This is a genomic window from Alteromonas sp. 5NS40-0096 (genome assembly GCF_057544385.1).
The window spans coordinates 447,769-471,293 of the sequence record NZ_BAAJLQ010000002.1 but is presented as its reverse complement, the minus strand read 5'-3'; the positions used below and the strand labels follow the sequence as shown (position 1 = coordinate 471,293).

Sequence of the window (23,525 nt, the reverse complement as noted above, 5' to 3'; positions counted from 1 at the left end):
CTAATCCTGAGGCACGTCAAATGGGTTGTTATAATACTGTGCCCCTAAATCAAGCCATTCTGCAATCATTTTTAACTCAGCATCGCTCAACCACCCTGTATGAGAACCGGTTGAAAACAACGCAAAAAATGTGTCGCTTGCAATTGCACTGCTCGCTCGAGCGCTGGCTGGAACGTTCACCGTAACCATAACAGGAATAGGATTGCCTTCTGGGTCAAGAATCAATTCACCATCTTCATCTCTTTCGAAAATAGGGTTGCCATTGCCATCGAGCGCGGGAATTAGACGGTCAACAAGTACGCCGTCTACAACTTCCACCTCGTTGTCGTTGAACAAGAGTTCTCGATAACCGGTCAAATGGTCAGGGTTGTCCAATGACACTTGATTCGTTAAATCCAATTGGCCAGCAGGTACTTGCGTGACTCCGTCAGCATCAACAGGCGCGTGGCAACTGATACAAGTTTGATCACTGATTTCCATGCCCTCGGTATCAAACGTTCTGCGATCCACTTCAAAGACAGGCTGAATATGGTCTGCATAGTTAATCACAATACGACACAGCGTTGTCCAATTCTGCGCACAGCTTTGTGAGATAGGTATCGGCGAAAGCATGTCGCCGTATGCTAAACTGAATGATTCCGCCACCGCAGTCGTGTCAGGGTCAGCCCATACATCTTCAAAAACAATGTCTGGGCTCGGGTAAGGCACACCATTCACTCTGCCTCGAGTTTGTGCCATGGTTTCCCCAAGGTCAGCGAAAAGAGCGGGATTGGCCCCCGGATGAGCCGCCCCCGTAACCGGAGCCCCTTGGTTAATTGAGGGATACTCCGCGCTCAATCGTCCATGAGGTAAATTACTGTCTGCGGTATGACACCCATTACAAGTTTTCACCTCACCAGGCACCAATTGGAACCAGTTGTCATGGCGAGGGAAAACTCGCTTGCCATCGGCATCGAGAAAATTAAACGACAAAGGCACGTTTGCCGGAAGATCTAATAACACGGATCCATCGGGTTCTACTTCTGAGTAGCCGATAATCTCTCGCATCAGCAACGCACGTTGACGACCAAAACTACTGTTATTTAATTCCACAACGTCTTCGTCAGGAATAGAAACGCTTTTTACCACTCGCACGAAACGCACAGGACGGTTTGCCACACTGGTTTGCGAGGGGTCGGCCATTACCGCCAGACCAGCGGGTGTCGAGTCCTCTCCAGCAAAATCATAGATACTGCGAATATGGATACGCCCTAATCCGCTATCAGCCAACTCATTGTCTATCACCCCGTCACCAGTAAAGTCTGCCGGAAAACCGCGTTGCTCCATGGATACCAGTTCCGTATAGGCGACGCCCTCTTCTGGTGTCGCAATCACTTGTTGAGTGTTGGTAATCGGATCGTATATCCACAAACCGTACAATAGCGGGGCCGCTTCGATACCGTCTGTTTCAAGTAACTCGGGGGTACATGGCAAGATAGTGCGCTGTTCCCCTTCAACTACCTCTTGCTCGGGGTCAAAAACGCGGCATTGGCTCCATGCAAAAAGTTGGCGTTCACTACCGTCAAACAAAGGATATAATGCGGCGACGTACCCGCCCGGCGAAATTGCAGCTTGAGTATCGATATTGTCAAACAGCGCCGCCTCTTGTCCTGGCCCCGTTAAGCTATCGCTCGAAGCGACCGGAGAATCAATATCGACGTAATTGTCGATATCAATTCGATAAAAATTACCGCCAAGGGTATTTCGAGAAAACGTTCTTACCGACGCCAAGACTTGGTCATCCGGCGTGATACGACTTTGCACAAAATGTACCGTATCACCATTCAATTCGTGGCTGTGACGGCCATACATTATCTCGAGTTCACTGCCATCGGGATTCATCTGATAGAGGTGCATACCTTTGTTACCGGCAGCGTGATCCCAGCGGGTAAAGAGAACCTTACCATTTGGCAATACCAAAGGATCGAGATCATGACTCTGGTTGAAACTCACTTGCGTGATATCGGCACCATTGGCATCCATCACATGTAAAACCGAAGCTTCTGTATTTAGGCTCTCTTCTAAGCCTGAATATTGTGCTTTACCCTCGTCAATCAAAATCGCTTGATTCGTTCTTTGGCGAGTGGAGCTGAAAAGTATTCGACCATCAGGTAAATAAACGGGACCGGTATCTTCGCCGGCTTCAGCCACGATGTCAGACGCAATGATACGACGGAGTTCATCGTTAGTGCGATTGTATTCCCATATATTCCAAGTGGGCTGTTCATCTTCATCGGCGTCTTCAATCTCTGGTGCTCGCATAGCAAACAGCAATCGAGTGCCGTCGTAGGAGACTTCAATGTCCTTGATGTCATAGAGCGGACTAATTGGGTTTCCATCATCATCCGTCGGCGAGTCTTCAGTTAAAAACGCACGGTCGGTAATATTAATCTCTTCACTGCTTACCGACGCTCTCGCTTTTAAATATAGACCCGCGCCAGGCACGAATTGGGTCGGGTCTCGTAGATCGCTTCCCACCACCTGGCCATTCTCATCGAGTGGTAAGGTGCGTTTGACAAACGCAATGGGGATATCGACAACAACCGGGTCGGGTTCATCATTTTGCTGAGAAACGACAGATTCGCCACAGCCGCTCAAAACGAACGCGCTGATCGCTACACTTGCTAGTTTAAGAAAAGATTGGCTGCTCATAACTGCGTCCTAATAGCCTTGTCTGTCGTCTGGGGTCAAAGTATACCAACAGTGAATTATGCTCGGTAAGTGTGGACAAAATGCTACATGAGCGACTTCCAACACAAAATTCTCACTTGCTGGTACGTTTTCAGCATTTCATCGCCTTGGCAAACCTTCAAGGCGTACAATCATAAAAGGGAATGAGTTTTGATACGTTATAGAAAACATTACAGCGATCTTGCTCTCTACATTGCTAGCAAATTCCTTACAAATTTGTTGGATATTTTTTTGTTGAGAACGACGTGATTACAAAGCGTATGCTGGCGGCGACATGCGTAATTAATCAATTGAAAAATATAGATTTTTATTTAAATCACCCAAACAAAATTAAAGGTTATCTGCTGTAATAATTAGCACAGTGTTGAAAATTGAAGACACTCTGCACGAAGTTTTTTCCCCATCATGTATCGCTGCCCCTCGTATTTACTAGCTTAGAAAACGCTGGCCCGATTTTTGATTGGCTAGCCCAATTGTGTATTCGCAGACCGTTGACTCATCTCAGTTTACAGGAAAAGGCGGTTTTCACAGAGATTGTTAGCAAGTACATAACGTCAACGAATCGACTTATAAATTATCGGCAAGTATCGAAAAGCACTCGTTTTTCCGACTTCAACCGGATTGCCATCAAACAAGAGTTAGTTATGAGATTTAACACCTAATGAAATTTTCAACTATTTATTCAAGCCATGCTGATTGCTTTCATTTACACGTTAGCCTGCAAAGGAGCAAATACCGTGCATATCCCACATCGTAAAAAGAGCCGCGTTGAAACGGCCAGAACATCTAACAGGCACCTCGCCAACACTATTAAATTCGGCTGTCTCGCACTACTGATTGCGTCTGCAAGTGTTAATGCAGGTCCCAGAGAACAGGCCGCTAGAATGCACGATAGACTGACCGGAGTGCCAGCTGAGGCAGGTGTATTGTCAGAAATGGAAGCGTTGATTAGCGCAGGAAACGGCGACCAAGCCGCTTACCTCGCGATGGAGAACGCTGCATTTTACAATGTTACATTGAAGGTTTGGGCCGCACCTTGGACCAATGAAGCTTTTGACAAATTTGAGCCGCTCAATGACTACATCGCGACAGTTATCGGTATTGCACGTGATGACGTCGACTTCCGTGAGATTCTCAGCGGCGATATTCTTTATGTCGGCGACAGCGCACTAAACCTTCCCGCCTATAACAACAACAATAACGAACACTATCTGGCGTTAGAGAATAATGTGGTGGACTTGCAGGCAAACCTTGTCAGAACGACGCAATCGTCAGTAACCGGCCTTCCCAGTGACGCCACTGCCGGAGTGATGACGACACGAGCTGCAGCAAAAGCCTTTTTCAAAGACGGTACGAACCGCGCCATGTTCCGCTTTACCCTGATAAACCATATGTGTACAGACCTTGAAGGTGTTGCGGATATTACTCGCGCGCCAGACAGAATTCGCCAAGACGTAAGTCGTAGCCCAGGCGGCGACAGCAGACTATTTCACAACAACTGCGTCAGCTGCCATTCGGGTATGGACCCACTGGCTCAAGCCTTTGCTTACTACAATTACAGTTATGATGTGAATGGCGATCCAGATGGCAATAATGGCGCATTGCAATATAACAACACCAATCAAACCGACCCTGTGACGGGTTTGCGAGTGCAAGAAAAGTATTGGATCAACAGTAACAACTTTGTACACGGTTTTGTCACCTTGGACGATGGCTGGGACAACTACTGGCGTCAAGGCCCTAACTTTAACTTAGGCTGGTCTCAAGATTTGCCGGGATCTGGCAATGGCGCAAAAACCATGGGTGCAGAACTGGCCAACAGCCAACAGTTTGCGCAATGCCAAGCAACAAAAGTGTTTGAGGAAGTATGCTTACGCCGCCCTCAAGACAGTGACGATAGAAGTCAGATTACAGCGATGACAGATGGTTTCATTGACTCTGGTTATCAAATTAAATCGGTGTTTGCCGACGCCGCCAATTACTGTAAGGGAGAGTAATAATGATGCATATTAACACCCCTCTCTCGATACTGAAAAACAGTGTTATCGCCTCATCCGTTCTGATTTTGGCCGCGTGCGGAGGCAGTAGCACAGAAGTGACTCCTACCCCACTGCCACCGCCAGCTGAACAACCAGTGGTAAATTATACTGGCCCTGCGCCGAGTACCGATGACGTCAACAACTTTAAACAATCATTGTGGGACAATATGGCAACGGCTGACCGATGCGGTGCTTGTCATACACAAGGTGCACAATCACCTACGTTTGCCAGAAACGATGATATTAACTTGGCATATTCTGACTCTGGCGCTTTAGTTGATTTGAATCAGCCAAGCGAATCAAGATTGGTGACCAAAGTTGGCGGTGGCCACAATTGTTGGTTAACAAGTGACAGTGCTTGTGCCGACATCATGACAACGTGGATCAGTGACTGGGCCGGACAATCTGATCAACAAAACCAAGCGAATGTCATAGAGCTACAAGCGCCTGTTGCGCGCCAACCGGGTTCGACGAAAAACTTTCCTGAAAGTGCAGCCTTGTTCGAAAGTACGGTTTATCCCCTATTGCAAACGTATTGCGCAAGCTGTCACACCAATAGTGCCACAATACCAATTTCACCTTACTTCTCATCAAGTGACGTAAACGAGGCCTATGAAGCGGCCAAAGACAGAATTAATCTGGATATCCCAGAGGACTCGCGTTTTGTGGTGCGCTTACGCGACCAATTCCACAATTGCTGGAGCGATTGCCAACAAGACGGTGAAGCCTTGCGACAAGCGATTGCCACCATGTCTGATGGTATTGAACTTACGGAATTGGATAGCAGTTTGGTAAACTCTGATGCCTTGTCACTTTTCGACGGTACTTTAGCCAGTGGTGGCGGACGTTTTGAGCAAAACGTTATCGCTAAATGGGAGTTTAAAACGGGAAGTGGTAACACAGCGTTTGACACATCTGGTGTCGATCCCGCTTTGGACCTGACGCTTTCTGGCGAGTATAACTGGGTTGGGGGTTACGGCATTCAACTGGCCGATGGCAAAGCCCAAGGCAGTACAACCAACAGCCGGAAACTCTATGATCTAATACTAGGCAGTGGCGAATTTGCTATCGAAGCTTGGGTGGCTCCGGCCAATGTGACTCAAGAGGGCCCTGCCCGAATCGTGAGTTACTCTGGTGGACGAGACCGCCGAAACTTCACTCTTGGCCAAACCTTGTATAACTACGATTTTCTGTTACGTAGCGAAAACACGGATATCAACGGTGAACCCGCATTGTCGACAGCGGATGCCGATGAAGACCTTCAAGCTGCATTGCAACACGTTGTCGTTAACTACGATGCGAACAATCGAAGACGCATCTATGTAAATGGTGAATTTACCGGTGACGATGACGGCACAGAGGGTGGAAACCTGCTTGACTGGGACGACAGCTTTGCCTTTGTGTTGGGTAATGAGGTATCAGGTGATGTACCTTGGGCCGGGATCATCCGTATGGTCGCCGTACACAACCGTACCCTTGAAGACGAAGAGATCACTCAAAACTTTGATGCCGGTGTAGGCCAGCAATACTTCCTTTTGTTCGGTGTCAGCGACCTCATCAATGTGCCACAAAGCTACATTGTGTTTGAAGTCAGTCAGTTTGATAGCTACAGCTATTTATTCGCTGAACCCTTCTTTATTTCACTCGATAACGACGCATCCATCCCTGACGTTGCTGTGCGAGGGATCAGAGTGGGTATCAATGGTCGTGAATCGTTTGCTGGCCAAGTGTTTGCGACCTTGGATACGCAAATTTCTGCAGCCAATTACCAAGCTGGAATCGGTCAGGCATTGTCTCGCCAAGGCACAATTATTCCTTTGGAAAAAGGGCCAGAACTGGATGAGTTCTTCCTCACATTTGAAGTATTGGGCAACAACACCAATGTCCGTGTAGAGGCTTTACCTCCCGCGCCAGCGCCAGCGGCAGATATCGATGCGCAGTCGGAAATCGGTACTCGTCATTTTGCCGAGATTAACGCCACTATGTCCGCACTTACCACTGTACCGATGAGCAACTCAGCCGTGAATGACACTTTCAATCAATTAAAACAACAATTGCCATCGGTTACTGATATCACGAGTTTCCTAGCGGCAAACCAGATGGCGGTCACTCAGCTCGCTATCCGATACTGTGACACCTTAGTGGAAGACAATAGTCTCAGAAGCGCTTACTTCCCAGATTTTGACTTCTCCGCATCGGCAAATAGTGCTTACGCAGGTAGCAACAGAGATGGGGTGGTCAATCCTATTCTCGACACTATGCTGGGATCTAATGTAGCGACACAAGCGGCCAGAGCCCCAGTGTCAGATGAAATCAATCAACTGATCGACAGGTTGACGACCTGTGGAGCAGGCAGTAACTGTGACGTGCAGTATACACGCACCGTTGCTAAAGCTAGCTGTGCTGCTGTTCTTGGCAGTGCCACAATGTTGATACAGTAGGAATGCAATCATGGCTAAATTAACTTCACATTTTTTCAAAAAACGTCCGAAAGAAGCAGCAAGTGCCGATGCGCCTTTGTATCACCAAGACCATGCTAAACCTATGACGCGTAGAGAGTTCATTGCACAAGGTTTTTACACAGGCGCGGCAACGGTAATGGGCGGCTCAGTAATGAGTTTGTTCGCGAACCCCAAAATGGCTCATGCGACACTATCCCCTGACTTAGAAGCGCTTAAAGCCAGTTGTGGAATCGCTTCACAAGGCGCGGGCAAAATCCCATTTATCGTATTCGATCTTGCTGGAGGAGCTAACATCGCAGGCTCTAATGTGCTGGTCGGTGGCAGAGGCGGACAACTCGACTTTCTCAGCACCGCAGGCTATAACAGACAGGGCTTACCCGGTGATATGGTGCCGTCTATTGCCAATCCAGACACCGGCCTTTCGGATTTTGTCAACAATGAACTGGGACTCGCATTTCACAGTGACAGTGCTTTTCTACAAGGTATTTTAGATAAAGTCAGTGTGACAAATCGCGCTAATATCAACGGGGCTGTAATACCCGCTCGCTCAGAAAACGACACAGGTAACAATCCACATAACCCCATGTACGGCATCAATCGCGCCGGCGCAGATGGTTCGTTATTGACACTTATCGGTTCGCGAAATAGTGACTCCGGTGGCAACTCAATGGCACCTGCTGCCATGATAGATGCCGCCGTAAGACCGACGAAAATCGATAGGCCTTCTGATGTAACTGGCCTTGTCGATACTGGTGATCTTGTGGGCTTGTTGAGCCAAGAAGACTCGGTCGCAGTGATGGAATCCATCCAACGCATAAGCGACATGAAGCTAAACAACGTCAATACTCAAATTACCGCAGATGACGTCGTAAAAGATATGGTTCGCTGCGGCTATGTGAAGAGTGCCGACATCACCGACCGCTTCGGCGATCCCACTACACTAGACCCAGCCACAGACCCAGTTATCGTTGGTTCATCTGGTATTTTTACCGAAGAAGAATTTAACGGTGACGGAGAGTTTAGGAAAACCGCCTCTGTGATGAAGCTAGTGATGAACGGCTTTGCTGGCGCAGGTACCATTACAATGGGTGGCTATGACTACCATGATGGCAGCCGCGCGACTGGTGAAGTCAGAGATAGACGCGCTGGGCGATGTATGGGCGCCTGTTTAGAATATGCCGCCAGAATTGGCATGCCACTGATGATGTATGTATGTAGCGATGGCTCCGTATTCAGTAACGGCATGATAGATGACTCTGAAAACGGCAGAGGGAAAGGCGTATGGACTGGTGACAATTCGTCTACGTCAGCGTCATTTTTCTTGGTTTACAATCCAGGTGGTGCCCCTCAACTGATTGGCGCAACTCCAGAAGCGCAAGCGCAGCACCAACAACTTGGCTTTATGCGCAGTGATGGCGCCGTTGAAACCGCGTCAACACCAGCCGCCAATAACGTCAATTTGCTTGTAGAAACCGTGATTCTCAATTATTTGGCACTGCACGGTGAACAGGGCCAGTTTGCTCAGCTCTTCCCGGGGCATGGGTTGGGCAACAGTGCATTAATAGACAGCTTAACCGCTTTCGAGCCAATCGTAAGTGGCACCATATAATAATAACGACAGCAAAATGGTTATCGGGGCTTAGGCCCCGATTTTTTTGCCTATTGACCAGCTATTGTGTCAAGCCATTAGAGAAATGTAGTTTGCGATTGTTATCTAGGATGATGGCTTCGTAATCCGGGAAGGTGTTGATCAAATTTATGCCCTCTACCACGCCGAGCACAAACACTGAGGTCGACAAACCGTCGTTGATCGTACTCGATGGACCAATGATTGATACCGACTGCACCTCGTATGTCGACTTACCGGTTTTAGGTGACAAAATATGATGGAAGCGACTGCCATCCTCTTCAAAGTAACGTTCGTAATCACCTGACGTAGAGATAGCAATATCTTCTAGTGGCAGTTTCACTGCTTGTTTAGTCTCATCACGTGGGTCGCGAATCCCGACCACCCACGGCCTGCCCCGCCTATCACTCAGCAGCCGCGTATCGCCTCCGGCCGTCACGAGAGCATGTTCAATCCCGAGCGCTTGCAATGCCTCGATGGATTGATCCACAGCATAGCCTTTTGCAATCCCGCCCAAGTCTATTTTCACATCGGGGTGATTAAATCGAACAGCATGATCGCTCGGTTGTAATTCGATATGGCGATAATTCACCGCATCTAAAGTACGTGAAATGGTCTCATCATCAGGCTTTGCCCCTTTGCGATAGTCATACAGGAATCCAACACTAGCAAACGTAATATCAAAGGCTCCTTTGGTCATATCAGAAAAGGCAATCGATTGGTCGATGAGGTCGTACAAACTGTCATCGACTTTGACAAACTGCGTTGCGCCAAGGCGATTCAACGTGGCCAGATCGCTGGTTTCGATGTAAGGGCTCATCAATTGATTGACCTTTTCCATCTGTTCAAAAACTGCCGCTATCGCTTTGTCCCCTTGCGATTTGGACTGTGCCCAAACCTGAACTTCAATGTTTGTCCCCATAATACTGGCTTCTCCCCAGTACCATTCTGCATAGGCATTAGACATCGCGCCCGGTGCAAACAAGACGGCGACAAAACAAGCTAGCCTTTTCAACATAAATACTTTCCTAAATGACAAGATACCAATCGAATACAGCACATGCGTTAGCCTACTTCACTGTTATTAGTTGGAGATGATTTCCACACCTAAGTTCCCAGTAACATGGGCGAGTGCCTCTGCGGTTTGCTCAACAATGCCCAAGGTCAAAATCACCCATTGTCCATAATCACAGGCCACGACCTCAGCGTCGTGAGTCGATGCCCAGTTGCGAAAATATTGCTCGTGTTTGAAATCGAGTTTCAGGCGAACCTCTTGCCTTGTCACTCGTTCGATTGTCGGTAACTGTTCCATGGCTTGTTGGGCTGCAGCCGAATACGCCCTGACCAATCCGCCAGCGCCCAGTTTAATGCCACCGAAATAGCGCGTCACCACTATCATGACATCGCCGACGCCCTTGTGTTGCAATACATTGAGAATTGGCTTGCCTGCGGTACCACTTGGCTCGCCATCATCAGCCATTGCTACGCTTCTAGGCATAGCGGGATCACCGAGAAGATAAGCCCAACAATGGTGGCGCGCATCTGGGTAAGCGAGCTTAATTCTCGCCAATTCAGCCATACCCTGTTCGCGGTCTTTGGCCATAAATGCGCGGGTTATAAACTTACTTTTCTTAATTTCATACACAGTGTCTACTGCGCATTCAGGTATTGGATAACTCATCACATTAGTATACCCAAGTTGGTGGCAACAAACTATGTCAGACACTTGACATATGGAATTCCATATATATGATATTTCGTATATCAAGAGGTAACCGTTATGACTCCACTTATATTATTTAAATGTCTCGCAGAGGAGACCCGCCTGAAAGCCGTATTGCTAATACACAGTTTTGAAGAAGTGTGTGTTTGTGATCTGCAAAGTGCGTTGGAACAAAGCCAACCCAAGGTCTCTCGTCACCTCGCAGAACTTCGCAAATGTGGCTTGTTAAGTGATGAGCGCAGAGGGAAATGGGTGTACTACCGCTTGCACCCTGACCTGCCTCAATGGGCTATCGACGTCATTGCCCAAACTGCAACTGGCGCCCCAGATTATTTCGCAACATCTCAGCAACTAATGAAATGTGCGTCCGACCAAGCTTGTTAACTGTTACATGGATAACCGATGAAAATTCTTTATATCTGCACCCACAATCGATGCCGAAGCATTTTGTCTGAAGCTGTCACTAACGCTAAGTCCAATGGCTTAATTGAAGCCAAAAGCGCGGGTAGCCAGCCCGTTGGCCAAGTTCACCCTCTATCTATAAAGTATCTTGAACAGAGGGGCATCAATACCACGGGGTTAGTCAGCCAATCATGGGATGAGTTTGAATCATTTGCACCTGATGTCGTGGTGACGGTGTGCGACTCTGCCGCCGGTGAAGCATGTCCGGTGTGGTTTGGTAAAACTATTAAAATGCACTGGGGTTTGGAAGATCCTTCAAAACTTGAGGGCAGTGAACAACAACTGGCTGATGCGTTCAATGTGACTATCGACCTCATTGAAGCCCGAGTTAATCGACTCATCGACATTGCAGCAACACCAAAAGACACGTGGGAAACTCAAATTTCTGCACTGATCGCAGGGGAAAAATAATGGGGCGCTTTGAACGCTATTTGTCAGTGTGGGTAGGCCTGTGTATTGCCGTTGGCGTGATACTTGGCAGCCAATTCCCCGCCCTTTTCGAACAAGTCGCCGCACTAGAATATGCTCACGTTAATTTAGTGGTCGCAGTGTTAATTTGGCTCATGATCTATCCTATGATGGTGCAGGTCGACTTCTCAGCAATTAAAGATGTAGGTAAAAAGCCAAAGGGGTTAATACTGACGCTTGTGATTAACTGGCTCATCAAGCCATTTAGCATGGCGGCGTTAGGTTGGCTGTTTTTCAAGTTTCTGTTCGTTGATTTTGTCGATCCACAATCCGCACAGCAATACATCGCGGGTATGATTTTATTGGGCGTTGCGCCCTGTACCGCGATGGTATTTGTTTGGAGCCAACTCACTAAAGGCGACGCTAACTATACCCTAGTGCAAGTCTCGATAAACGATGTCATTATGATATTCGCCTTTGCCCCAATCACCGCGTTTTTGCTCGGGGTTAGTGATATCCAAGTGCCTTGGAGTACCTTGTTTTTATCCGTTGTTTTATATGTAGTGCTGCCGTTATTGGCCGGCGCGATCACAAGAAAACTACTCAACGGAAGCACAGAAAAACTCGAAGCATTTGTTTCGACATGCAAGCCCTGGTCTATTGTTGGCCTGTTAGCAACCGTTGTCATTTTGTTTGGTCTACAAGCAGAAACCATCTTAAGCCAGCCAACGGTGATTGGTTTGATAGCTGTCCCGCTCTTGATTCAAACCTATGGTATTTTCGCCATTGCGTATTTTGCTGCTCAACGCATGAAACTATCGCATAGCGTTGCTGCACCGGCTTGTATGATAGGCACATCGAACTTTTTCGAGCTTGCTGTAGCGGTAGCCATCGCTCTATTTGGTTTGCATTCGGGAGCGGCTTTGGCCACTGTGGTAGGCGTGTTAGTTGAAGTACCTGTAATGTTATCTCTCGTTTACTTCGCCAATCGAACCCGGCACTGGTTCGACTAACACTGAGTTGTTGGATAATGTCAGCGGGCGTGAGATACCACTCACGCCCGCTTTGTATTACGCCAAACTAATTTGAACGTCGACATTACCTCGAGTCGCGTTTGAATATGGGCATACAACGTGTGCTTTATCGACTAAACCTTGTGCAGTCTCTGCGTCAAGGTCACCCAAATTTACTGATAATTTAACTGCGATAGCAAAACCAGTCGCAATAGGGCCGATGCTTACGTCGCCTGTTACACTAATATCATCAGCTAATTTCACGCCCGCTGCTGCTGCAACGTGCTTCAAAGCACCGATAAAACATGCGGAATAACCTGCCGCAAACATTTGTTCAGGGTTAGTCCCTTCACCACCAGCGCCACCTAATTCTGTTGGCGTCGACAATTTAAGTGACAATTTGCCGTCATTGGATGTGGCAGTACCTTCGCGACCACCTGTTGCCGTTGCCGTTCCCGTGTATACCACTTGATCTAATACGTGCATTTGAATCTCCTAAAGTTAAATTTACTTTGCATACAAAATAAACATACACGATGAAAACTTGCTGATCAAGCTTTTTGCATGCAAAATAAAATTTGAGAAAGGAGAGATTATGAATAGCGACGCCATCAGACTCGATCACCAGTTGTGTCATAGGTTTTATATTGTTTCAAACGCATTTACTCGCGCCTACCGACCTATGCTAAAGCGATTAGATCTAACCTACCCACAATATGTGGCTATGATGGCGCTATGGGAACAAGACGAGATCACTATATCAACCTTGCTTGACACCACCCGCATTGATGGTGGTGCTATGAGCCTAATCTTGAAAAAATTGGAAGCAAAAGATTACGTAAAAATTGTCACTTCCAGCGAAGATAAACGGGTAAAAAAAGTGGCGTTAACGGCCAAAGGACACGGTGCTAAGCCTTCGGCAATAGAAATAGCGCAAACGATGCGGTGCAATATCAAACACCTCTCTGCTGAGGAAGGCCAGCAACTTATTGCTCTGATTGATAAACTTAGCCAAGATTTGACGACTGATATCTGTCAGCTTTAATGGCCAATTTTCCATGAAATCCCGTATTGAATGCAGTAAGTTAGGCGATCTACTCTATACTCTGGTTATACACGCGTTTAACGCAGTAAAAAGGGACGATTAACGTGTTTTTTAAATCATTACTCTGCACTGCCGCCTTGGTGTTTAGCGGTATGACAGCGGCTCAAAATGCCCCCATTTATATTGGGTTGGATGCCGATCTTAGCTCGGGTGCCGTTGAAGGTGGTTTAGCGATTCAAAGAGGCGCCGTTATCGCGATTGAAGAACTCAATAAAAAGGGCGGCATTTTAGGTAGGCCCATTGAACTCATTTCTCTGGATCACAGAGGCAATCCAGCGCGTGGTATTCGCAATATAAAAACGCTGGCCAAACAAGAGAACCTCATTGCTGTATTGGGTGGTGTGCATACACCAGTGGCATTGGAAGAGCTTACCACAATCCACGAAAACAAACTCATTTATCTCAACCCTTGGGCGGCTGGCACCGCAATCGTCGACAATAACTATCAACCTAATTATGTGTTTCGCGTATCTGTCAGAGACGCAGAAGCGGCTAAAGTCATGATGAAACACGCCAAAGATAAAGGTTTGAACAAGGTCGCTCTGGTACTTGAACGCACCGGCTGGGGGCGTTCTAATCAAACATCACTTAGCCAAGCTGCACAAGACAATGGCATCGAAATCACCCTGACCACATGGATAAACTGGCGACAAAAAGATTTCAGTGATTCGTTAGCCAATATTGTAGCCAGCCAACCTGATGCCATCATGCTAGTGGCGAATGCACCTGAGGGGTCATTAGTGGCAAGGCAAATGAGTGAGCAAAATATCGCCCTGCCCATTGTTTCTCATTGGGGTATTTCTGGTGGCAGTTTCGTCAGTTCACTGGGGCTTTCCCATCTTCGCAAACTCGATATTAGCGTGCTGCAAACCTTTAGCTTCGTCAATAACATGGACGATGGTAAAAAAGCGTATTTGCTCCATGACTATCGGCAGCGATACGATCACTTGGCGACAGAATCATCAATTAAAGGTGTGGTGGGATTAGCCCACGCTTATGACCTTGTTCATCTTGTCGCAATTGCGACAGAGCAAGCAGGTTCACTCAATCGCGAGGACATTCGCAGCCAATTAGAGGCGATCGAGAGTTATCATGGTGTGGTAAAACACTATTCACCGCCCTTCACTCCAGACCAACACGATGCCTTGTTATCTGACGATTATTTCATGACGCGTTATAACGATAACGGTGAATTGGTACCTGTGAACCTTGATGAATAAACGTTTTACCCTTCGCCAGCAGCTGCAAAAGCAAATCATCCCGAAAATTCTTATCGTACTTGTTGGGCTGGCTTTACTTATCGGTCTATCGTTTTATTTTACCGCTCACAAACAGTTACAACGGGATCACCAAAATTACGCTGACAACCTGATTCAAGCCATTGATAACGGCGTAGAGCTGAACCGACAAATCATCGCCAACTTGGCGCAAAACGACTTGATGATCAATGGCCTTATCGACTTTGAAAAGCGCCAAGAATACCTGCCATTGTTTTTTCAATCGTTAAAGATTACCGAGGCACTAAATACCAGCCTGGCGTTATTCGACTTTGCTGGTGAACCGATTATGTCTAAAAACTGGGGAGATAACATTCCCGTTGAATTTGATCAAATCTGGCAACCTCAGGTGTTAGATAAGGGCATGTCTTTTAGTTATCTCAGTGCCGATGGCTTAGTCATTGCTGCCCCTGTGTTACTGGATGGTATGGCGGAAGGCGCGCTCGTCTTTTATGTGCCGACAATAAATCGCCTTATCTCGCCCATATACAACAACGCCACCCAAGTATTGATTGATAGTGACCGACGAGTCATCTACTCATCTAAACCCAGCACGGTTGCTCAGGGCGTGTTGTTTGACGAGCGTATTGAGCAAAGTAACTTTACCTACCACGCCAATTGGGAAGATTTCACAGTCCTGAGTTTCGAGTCTTTTGAGTCGGCTTATTCGGGTATTTTCTGGCTGATTCCAGTCATGTTTACCGCAATTTTAGCCTCTGCGCTGGGCAGTTTGTTGAGCGTGAGGCTAGCTGCTACCCAAGCTTCAGGCACACTTGATGGCCTGTATCACTCTTTGCGCCACGAGCTGAACGACAGACCGCAAAATTGGAAAGACTTGATGAATGATCCCGATGAAGCCCTAGAGCTTTATCAAATTCGAGATTCGTTCAATGGATTGATTGACAACGTGCTGTCGTTGTCAATTTCCAATACCAAATTCACCAATGTTATTAACTCAATGCGCGAGATTCTTGTCGTACTCAGCGATGATGGCGATATCATTCTCAGCAATATGTCCTACGCAGAATTTGCCAACCAAACGCATTTACACACCTGGCAAATAACCGAGCTATTTGATTCCAAATCAGATTTTGCGGAGGCGACTTACAAAACGATTGACGGCGGAAGTGCTTGTATATTGTGGCGAAGGGTGCCATTTGTCGACGGCACAGGAGAAATCGTTGGTAAGGTTTATGTGGGTGAAGACGTAACGCAAAAACGCGCACTGGAATCTGACCTGCTTATGAAGAATACCGCAATGGATGAGGCAACAGTGTCCATTGTCATTAGCGACGTTAGTTTGCCAAATTGTCCTCTTATCTATGTCAACAAGGCATTTACTGCACTCACTGGCTACCAATCTGAAGATGTCGTTGGCCGCAACTGTAGCATGTTGCAAGGTACCAATACCGAGCCTGAAAAAGTCGAGCAAATTCGCCAAGCAATTAGAACCGCGAGCCCAATAGACGTCACTCTTATCAACTATCGCAAAGATGGCTCGCAATTCTACAACCAGCTAACGCTCACTCCAGTGCCCGAAACCAATGGCCAGACTCGGTATTTCATTGGTATTCAACAAGACGTTACCATGCAGGAGCAAACGGCTATCTACCTCAACCAGGCAAAGCAAAAAGCCGAGGAATCCGCCCGCTTACAATCGCGTTTCCTTGCGAGTATGAGCCACGAGATACGAACGCCGATAAACGGCATATTTGGAATGCTACAACTGTTGGAAGACGGCACCTTAGACGACAAACAACGCAAGTACTTAGGGCTAGCATCAGAGAGTACACAAAACCTATTGCACATTATCAATGATATCTTAGATTTTTCTAAGATTGAGGCGGGACACCTCGCCATTGAACATGTCAATTTTGACCTCCTGTATTTGCTAGATTCTGTGCATCGTTACTACCAAGTTCAATGTGAAGAGAAAGGGATAGCGTTTCATTTAGCTGCACCTGCGGACGACTTCAGGTATGTAAAAGGTGACATTGTGCGTCTACGCCAAGTGCTGGAGAATTTGCTCAACAACGCCGTTAAATTTACCGAAACTGGACAAATAGAGCTCACTGCTACGGTGACGCCCTCGATGGAACAAAGCTTAATCTTAGAGTGTGTCGTCAAAGATTCGGGAATTGGCATTCACTCGAGTCAGCTAAGTCGTATTTTCGATGTATTTAGTCAAGAAGATGACAGCACGACCCGTAAATTTGGCGGCACAGGACTAGGCTTAGCGATATGTAAACAACTCACACAGTTGATGGGTGGCGATATAGAAGTGCGCAGCCAAAAAGGCGTTGGCAGTGAATTTAGGTTTTGTATTCAATTGCAAAAAGGCTCAAAGCAGGCGGCCATTCCAACAGTATCACTCAATGATAACTTACCTAAAAAAGACGCCGATAAGCAAAAACCAGTGTTACTTGTTGTAGAAGACAATGAAATCAATCGCATCGTAGCCACGCAGCATCTTAACGATTTTACGGTTGTCACCGCTGAAAACGGCATCCTGGCTATCAAAGCATTACAGTCGTTGAAAAAGCAGGTTCAACTTATTTTAATGGATTGCCAGATGCCCGAAATGGACGGATTTGTCGCAACTCGGTTGATCCGTGATGGAGAAGCAGGATCCCATTATCAAAATGTGCCTATCATCGCGTTAACCGCTAACGCCATGAAAGGTGACAGAGAAGCGTGTATCGAGTCGGGAATGAACGATTATGTCAGTAAACCTTTTGAGGCAGAGTCGTTAGTTCGCAAGGTCAATCATTGGCTTGAACACAGTCAGCAGTCGGGTATGCATTAAACCTTATCGAATAAACACCTCTTAGTGTTCATCTTTACAGTGTACAAGTGTACGCTGAAATACTAGACTAGTTGTCTGACTCGTCGAGAATTCACTATGACAACTTCAACTATCTCTTCATATAGCCAGTCCGAGGAATGGCTCAATAGTATCTCACACGGTTTGGGGTTTATTGCTGCCATCGTCGGTTTAGTGTTTATCGTGTTGAAAGCCGAAACAACTTTGTCGATAACTGCATCTGCCATTTATGGCAGTACCTTAATCCTGATGTTGTTGTGCTCTACCGTTTATCACGCTGTCACACATCAAAAAGCCAAAGGTATCTTGAAGTTACTCGACCACAGTGCCATCTATTTGCTTATTGCCGGCACTTATACGCCTTTAATGCTTGTGTCTATTGGCGGCATGCTTGGCACAGTGACTACGATTGTTATTTGGGTACTCGCCTTGGGTGGGGTCGTGTTCAAAGTGGTAGCTGGCCAGCGTTTCCCTAAAATATCAGTCATGACTTATTTGCTGATGGGATGGATTGCCGTTGGGCTCATTTATCCATTGTACAAAGCGCTACCTGGCGGTGGCTTGTGGTTGATTGTCGCGGGCGGACTCAGTTTTTCGATTGGCGTGTTGTTTTACGTCGCTAAGTCAAAAAAATACACCCACGCGATTTGGCACTTGTTCGTGCTCGGCGGCTGTGCATGCCATTACTTCTCTATTTATTATTTTGTGTTGTGACTTGCTTGGCGAGGGCCATTCACATCACTACAGCCATCACCTTTTTCAAATACACTCAATCTACAGTGGATTTATCGTTAAATCTGTCAAACACTTGAAATAGTAAATAAAAACGTAAATGGGCCGATAACATCAATAGGCTTGATGATAAGGCTATTGTGATTGGAAACACGGTAACGTTTTTATTCTTAGTTACGCATCAGATGTCGCTTTTATTGCGGCTAAACTAGTACGTGGAAATGTTGCATGACAATCAGAGAAATTCATCAAAATCAGGACGATGTTCAAAAGCTGATGGCCAAAATGCCCAAACGAGTTGCTCAAAGTTTTTCAGATGAGCAGATCCAGCACTTGCATCGCGCAATTGGTACTCGTGGGTGGAAAAAACACCCGGTAGATGTGAGAACCACACTGACGATTCCGTTTGCTCGTAGCCAGTGGTACGTCGTACTTCTCATGGGCCGTGACAAACGTGAGCTAACTCGAACGGAGCAACAAATTTCGACCCTGACGCTGGCTGGCATAGCAACCCTGTGCCTGAGTGCTAGTATCATGTTGGGATTGTTAGTCATTTACTTAGTGAAATCAGCCTTGGGTATAAACCTAAGTGAAGAGACATCATTAGGCATATGGGATTGGTTTAAAGGGCTGTTTTGAATATGCAACTAATTCATAATAGCGTGCAATCAAACCCTGTGAAAACATAACGATATCGTGACACGCTATAAAAACTAAAACGCTTTCAGCCTCCGATGAAAGGTGACAGGATTTTGGAAAAAAAATAACAATGAATAAAACAATCAACACTTCGCTCACCACGCTTTTTCTGTCTTGTTTTGCACACAACGCAATGGCCGCGGAAGAACACAATGTATATGGCTTGGAAGTACAGTACGAGCACAACGATAATGTACGCCGTACCATGGACGAGCAAGACGATCAGGCCGTTGTATTCAAACCTATGATGCAGCTGTATGCTGGCAAAGGTGTGAGTCAGTTCTCTCTCGATTACCAAGGAACGATCAGGCGCTACAATGAACTCAGCTCATTTGATCATGAGGAACACGCTGCCGTCGCGACATACAAATACGATCCAACAGCTAGATTCAATGGCGATTTGATTGTCAGCTATGTTCAGCGCCAAGAACTCCCTGGTGATACCAACGCCCCAATACAAACTAACATTTCAGAATTCAATCAAGAAACTTTAACCCGTGCCATTGCCAGAGTCGCTTATGGCACACGTGAAAGCAAAGGGCAGATCGAGTTTGAAGGGCGTTTTCAGAAAAGCGAATTTGATACTAACGAACAGTCATTTCGAGACAATGACAGTACTCGCCTATTAGGACGTTATTACCACAGAGTCGCGCCAAAAACCCGGGCCTTTATTGAAGCTAGCTACGAAGACTATGAATATGGTGAGACGTTCAATCAAACCAATACACTGCTCATTGTTCGCGGTGGCTTAGAATGGCAGATCAGTGGCAAAACTTGGGGCTTTTTCAAAATTGGATACCTCGACAGAGACTACGAAGACGAGGAGCTAATCGATGTTGACGGTTTGTCCTATCATGCGGATATGGTTTGGCAACCGGCCTCCCATACGTTAGTTCGCTTGTTTAATTCTCGAGATACCTTGGACTCTGCAATTGTCGGAGAAACTGGCTATATTATTGACAGGCACGCCATCACACTAACCCACGAACTAACTCAAAGGCTAGCGTTAGAGGCCAATGCTGGAATCGGCTTCTACGATTTTCAGTCACCTGCGCGGGAAGATACACGAGTTGATTACGGTTTATCTCTAGAGTATGACCTGTCTAAACGTTTCTTCTTAGGCGCGGGGATAAAACACGCCTCGCGAGATTCGGATATTATGACATTTGAATTTGAAGGCACCCAGGTCTACGTAAGCATTGGCGTGTTGTTAGACTAAACTCAATAAATCAGGCCTTTTCATTTAATCGAGGTTTACGAATATGACAGCTACCAACATGAACCCTGGTGTTTGGTTCGAAATCTACGTCGACGATATGGCTCGAGCCGAAGCGTTTTATAGCGCCGTGTTCGATACCGGATTTATCTCCATCACTGATGGCGAATTGAAAATGCGGCAATTTGATTCATCGCCCGATGCACCGGGGATCAGTGGTGCTTTGGTGCAAACACCGGATATGCCAGCGGGCAGCAATAGCACAGTCATCTACTTGGGCTGTGATGATTGTGCAATTGAAGCGAGTAGAGTGACCGCTGCGGGTGGCACATTGGTCAGAGACAAAATGTCGATAGGTGAATACGGTTTTTGTGCACTGGCAAAAGACACCGAAGGCAACCTGTTCGGTTTGCACTCTAGCCGCTAACGTTTATGTCTTTTTTGGAGACGGCTATCGCGCCGTCCCCTTTTCCAGATTTTCGTTGTTAGTGGTAACGCCCACAACGACTACACCAAACCAGATAAACCAAATAATGCCCGTTATCCCGAATAAGTCTCTAAGTACACTCTCACTGGAGATAATCGTTAACACCCCAATTATACCTTTGAGACCAGAAAACACGGGAAATAACATGCCGCTTACTCGTTGTTGCCAAACCACGAGACCAATGAGCAGCACCCAAACTCCACCAACAAACTCTATGCCACCACCAAGTGCTTGTTCTAGTAGCGCACCACTATAAAAAAGCGAACTCGCGGCATCCCAATCATCTATAGCGATTTTGGCTGAAAGCAAAGAGATGTTCGTCAGACCAATCAAGCCAGTAGCAATCAAAAGTAAGGCCCAAAATAATCCCCATATCAACACATGCGTGTTCAGCGACATTTGTTTTGGCTCGCACGTCCGGTAAAAACCAATCGACACCGCTGTGAGAAGGCAACCAAAACCGACGTAGCCGACCAGAAAACTAACTTTCAGCATGCCTTGGTGTTCAAGAATAAAGCCCACTTTATCTTGCAAGGTGTTCGATACTGGCGCGGGCAAAAGTGCACCGTAGATAACAAACAAGGCGATATAGGACAACGCCATTGCAAACAAACTATAACGCACGGTCCATACGCCCGAAGCATTGGCATTATTCAATTCACAGTGTAAATTTACTTTTTCCATTGGTATTCCCATTTAAAATCAAGAATATCATTTTGCTTGATAAATCAGTGTCCTGTCGTCCGCGACAATCGACAAGGACACATTTTTGGCGATTAAAAAGGGGCTTTCTTGTTTATTGCAGGTATTTCATTTGGCATGAGTTTACTAGCGGTTTCTTATCTAATGAGTCACTGGCGGGGTAACACGGTTCAAATTCTGCAAATAACCATAATAGGCTTACTAGGTTGGTTATCGTCAGGTTACTGGTGGCTGTCTTTTCCTGATTTGAGAGCGCAGTTGTTTGTCGCCATGCTGCCGCTTACCTTTATGTTACTGATATCGGCTTTGCACTGGTATCAGATGGCACTCACATCAACATACAACAAAATAGTGATGTGGCAATGGCTACCCGTAGGCATCGGCGCGCTGTTAAGCCTATCAATGCTTATTATGCCGACTGAAGCATTCTCTCAGGTATTTTTAGATGGACTGACACCTGCCACGGCTTGGGCAAAATTGAATGCCATTGCCTTTGGTATAACCCTAGTAGCTTGGGTGGTGCTAAGCCTATTCTACGCTATCAAAAGTACGCTACAGATAATCCGATATCACAAATCGCTTTCGAATTTGTTCTCAAATCATTCTCATAAACGCCTGTACTGGTATCTTTTTACACTCGCTTGGATTGGAATAACATGGTGCTACAGTGTGTTTGTGCTAGCACTTGAAGACAAATATGCAGCCTTTGGTATCAGCGAAAATGGCGTAAACTGGATGCTACTTATTACTGTTTGGCTCTTTTGCACATACTCGCTTCAACATGTCCCTGCCGTTAGCAGTGAGCCAGCAGAAGAGCAGGTCAAAACGAATGCGGTGTACGAACGTTCGGCAATAAATCATGAACACATGTCGCGAATTGCGAAGAAAATCGAGACCGTAGTCATTCGCGATAGAGCGTTCGAAGATCCCAATTTTACAGCGATGAATCTGGCTGAGCAAACAGGGGCATCAACACATTACCTTTCGCAAACATTCAGCCAATTGCTCGCCACTACCTTCTATGACTACATCAATAAGGCGCGAGTTGAGTATGCGAAAACACTGCTCAAAAACACAGACAAAACGGTGCTTTCGATAGCAAATGACGCGGGGTTTCAATCTCGGTCTTCCTTTTACACCGCCTTCAAAAAACACTCAGGCATGACGCCTAGCGCTTTTCGAGCGGCACCGGAAAAAACTGAATTATAGTTTTTTCCTCCAGCACTCCCCTTGTTCCAGATAGCCCGATAGGATTTTTATTATCTCAGCTTTTAGCAGCATATCGCCTGCATCCCACATATCATTGTGTCTGGCACCATCAATAGTGACAACGCAGCTGTTATGTTCTCGTTGCTCCTGCAGAGAGGGAAGTACACCTTCATCTGCCGGAAAATCAGATGCTCGAATCGACAGCACTGCCAAGGAAGATAGCCTAGGTAAAGGTACGCGACGATGATCTAAAGTAATCAACCCTCGAATACTCTGCCCCATATTGTTTGCCAACCAAGCGGAAATATCACCACCATTAGAATGCCCGATTAATACTAATTGATTAAAATCGAATGCTGGGTATTGCTCCGCGAGCTGCATTTGCAGGAAAGATAAGGTGCGAGCGCCACGAATCCAGTTTTCGCTTCGAGTGGTGTACAAATCGCCTTGTTTAGACAACGGTGGGTCTGATGGCAGCTCGTGACGAACGGCTACCGTCAAGTACCCTGACTCATTGAATTTTTTCGTTAAAAACGTATATCCCGTATGGGGGACGCCATAACCCGCACTAACAAATGCCACCGGACATGGAGCCTGCTCGGAGCACTGTTGTTGATTAGTTGGAAAGGAAAGTATTATTGGGATGTTACGAGCCCTCGCTTCATCTCGAACTTCCATCTCTTGCCCTTCCAATTGGAATACCATCAAGCTTAAAATTAAGCCGAACAACAATGGCTTCATATAATGTCTCTCTGTATGGGAAATCAGTACATGCCAGCGCCTTGCATGTCGTTGACAATGTCTAAAAAC

Annotated in this window: 20 protein-coding genes; 14 read left to right on the top strand and 6 right to left on the bottom strand. The window is 46.5% G+C overall.

What is annotated here, in order from left to right; genetic code table 11:
- Entirely contained in the window at positions 1–2,691 is a 2,691-nt protein-coding gene (locus AC27G9_RS07965) for an HzsA-related protein (protein WP_487072846.1), read from the bottom strand.
- Positions 2,692–3,473: 782 nt separating this feature from the next.
- On the opposite strand from AC27G9_RS07965, the gene AC27G9_RS07960 reads away from it, so the two are divergent.
- The 3 genes from AC27G9_RS07960 to AC27G9_RS07950 are packed head-to-tail and all read left to right on the top strand — an operon-like array spanning position 3,474 to position 8,840.
- The gene (locus tag AC27G9_RS07960; protein ID WP_487073651.1) at positions 3,474–4,727 is read left to right on the top strand and encodes a hypothetical protein; all 1,254 of its coding nucleotides are present in this window, start codon (positions 3,474–3,476) and stop codon (positions 4,725–4,727) included.
- Between the two features lie 2 nt (positions 4,728–4,729).
- Positions 4,730–7,210, top strand: coding sequence for a LamG domain-containing protein (locus AC27G9_RS07955; protein WP_487072844.1), 2,481 nt, complete (start codon positions 4,730–4,732; stop codon positions 7,208–7,210).
- Between the two features lie 10 nt (positions 7,211–7,220).
- Positions 7,221–8,840: a hypothetical protein gene (locus AC27G9_RS07950; RefSeq protein ID WP_487072842.1), complete on the top strand. Its 1,620-nt coding sequence runs from the start codon at positions 7,221–7,223 to the stop codon at positions 8,838–8,840.
- 61 nt (positions 8,841–8,901) lie between these two features.
- Here the strand turns inward: AC27G9_RS07950 and AC27G9_RS07945 are convergent, their stop codons facing one another.
- Both AC27G9_RS07945 and AC27G9_RS07940 read right to left on the bottom strand, forming a co-directional pair.
- Positions 8,902–9,876, bottom strand: coding sequence for an FAD:protein FMN transferase (locus AC27G9_RS07945; RefSeq protein WP_487072840.1), 975 nt, complete (start codon positions 9,874–9,876; stop codon positions 8,902–8,904).
- 66 nt (positions 9,877–9,942) lie between these two features.
- Positions 9,943–10,539 carry an IMPACT family protein gene (locus AC27G9_RS07940; protein ID WP_487072838.1) on the bottom strand — a complete coding sequence of 199 codons (597 nt, stop codon included), beginning with the start codon at positions 10,537–10,539 and terminating at the stop codon, positions 9,943–9,945.
- A 99-nt stretch (positions 10,540–10,638) separates the two neighbouring features.
- Between AC27G9_RS07940 and AC27G9_RS07935 the strand changes: the two genes are divergently transcribed.
- The 3 genes from AC27G9_RS07935 to arsB are packed head-to-tail and all read left to right on the top strand — an operon-like array spanning position 10,639 to position 12,464.
- Positions 10,639–10,965, top strand: a complete 327-nt coding sequence (locus AC27G9_RS07935) for a metalloregulator ArsR/SmtB family transcription factor (protein ID WP_487072836.1) — start codon at positions 10,639–10,641, stop codon at positions 10,963–10,965.
- A gap of 18 nt (positions 10,966–10,983) precedes the next feature.
- On the top strand, positions 10,984–11,454 hold the full coding sequence (locus tag AC27G9_RS07930; RefSeq protein ID WP_487072834.1) for an arsenate reductase ArsC: 471 nt from the start codon (positions 10,984–10,986) through the stop codon (positions 11,452–11,454).
- Complete coding sequence (gene arsB / locus AC27G9_RS07925) at positions 11,454–12,464, top strand: ACR3 family arsenite efflux transporter (RefSeq protein ID WP_487072832.1); 1,011 nt, start codon at positions 11,454–11,456, stop codon at positions 12,462–12,464. The genes AC27G9_RS07930 and arsB overlap by 1 nt, the downstream gene beginning before the upstream one ends.
- A 57-nt stretch (positions 12,465–12,521) precedes the next feature.
- On the opposite strand, the gene AC27G9_RS07920 is transcribed toward arsB, so the two are convergent.
- A complete protein-coding gene (locus AC27G9_RS07920; protein ID WP_487072830.1) occupies positions 12,522–12,950 on the bottom strand; it encodes an organic hydroperoxide resistance protein in 429 nt (142 codons plus the stop codon).
- A 109-nt stretch (positions 12,951–13,059) separates the two neighbouring features.
- On the opposite strand from AC27G9_RS07920, the gene AC27G9_RS07915 reads away from it, so the two are divergent.
- From AC27G9_RS07915 to AC27G9_RS07885, 7 genes are all read left to right on the top strand, one after another.
- Complete coding sequence (locus tag AC27G9_RS07915) at positions 13,060–13,509, top strand: MarR family winged helix-turn-helix transcriptional regulator (protein WP_487072828.1); 450 nt, start codon at positions 13,060–13,062, stop codon at positions 13,507–13,509.
- A gap of 104 nt (positions 13,510–13,613) precedes the next feature.
- On the top strand, positions 13,614–14,789 hold the full coding sequence (locus AC27G9_RS07910) for an ABC transporter substrate-binding protein (protein ID WP_487072826.1): 1,176 nt from the start codon (positions 13,614–13,616) through the stop codon (positions 14,787–14,789).
- Positions 14,782–17,652, top strand: coding sequence for an ATP-binding protein (locus AC27G9_RS07905; RefSeq protein WP_487072824.1), 2,871 nt, complete (start codon positions 14,782–14,784; stop codon positions 17,650–17,652). Before AC27G9_RS07910 ends, AC27G9_RS07905 begins: the two co-directional genes overlap by 8 nt.
- 96 nt (positions 17,653–17,748) lie before the next feature.
- Entirely contained in the window at positions 17,749–18,384 is a 636-nt protein-coding gene (gene trhA, locus AC27G9_RS07900) for a PAQR family membrane homeostasis protein TrhA (protein WP_487072822.1), read from the top strand.
- A gap of 246 nt (positions 18,385–18,630) precedes the next feature.
- Complete coding sequence (locus AC27G9_RS07895) at positions 18,631–19,041, top strand: 3-phosphoshikimate 1-carboxyvinyltransferase (protein WP_487072820.1); 411 nt, start codon at positions 18,631–18,633, stop codon at positions 19,039–19,041.
- Between the two features lie 130 nt (positions 19,042–19,171).
- Positions 19,172–20,320 (top strand): outer membrane beta-barrel protein, encoded by a 1,149-nt coding sequence (locus AC27G9_RS07890; RefSeq protein WP_487072818.1) that lies wholly within the window; start codon positions 19,172–19,174, stop codon positions 20,318–20,320.
- A 43-nt stretch (positions 20,321–20,363) separates the two neighbouring features.
- A complete protein-coding gene (locus AC27G9_RS07885) occupies positions 20,364–20,744 on the top strand; it encodes a VOC family protein (RefSeq protein ID WP_487072816.1) in 381 nt (126 codons plus the stop codon).
- A gap of 24 nt (positions 20,745–20,768) precedes the next feature.
- Here AC27G9_RS07885 and AC27G9_RS07880 read toward each other — a convergent pair whose 3' ends face one another.
- Positions 20,769–21,488 carry a hypothetical protein gene (locus AC27G9_RS07880; RefSeq protein WP_487072814.1) on the bottom strand — a complete coding sequence of 240 codons (720 nt, stop codon included), beginning with the start codon at positions 21,486–21,488 and terminating at the stop codon, positions 20,769–20,771.
- A gap of 135 nt (positions 21,489–21,623) precedes the next feature.
- Here AC27G9_RS07880 and AC27G9_RS07875 point away from each other — a divergent pair, with 135 nt between their 5' ends.
- Positions 21,624–22,715, top strand: a complete 1,092-nt coding sequence (locus AC27G9_RS07875) for a helix-turn-helix transcriptional regulator (protein ID WP_487072812.1) — start codon at positions 21,624–21,626, stop codon at positions 22,713–22,715.
- Here AC27G9_RS07875 and AC27G9_RS07870 read toward each other — a convergent pair.
- On the bottom strand, positions 22,710–23,456 hold the full coding sequence (locus AC27G9_RS07870) for an alpha/beta hydrolase (RefSeq protein ID WP_487072810.1): 747 nt from the start codon (positions 23,454–23,456) through the stop codon (positions 22,710–22,712). The genes AC27G9_RS07875 and AC27G9_RS07870 overlap by 6 nt on opposite strands.
- Positions 23,457–23,525: the final 69 nt, after the last annotated feature.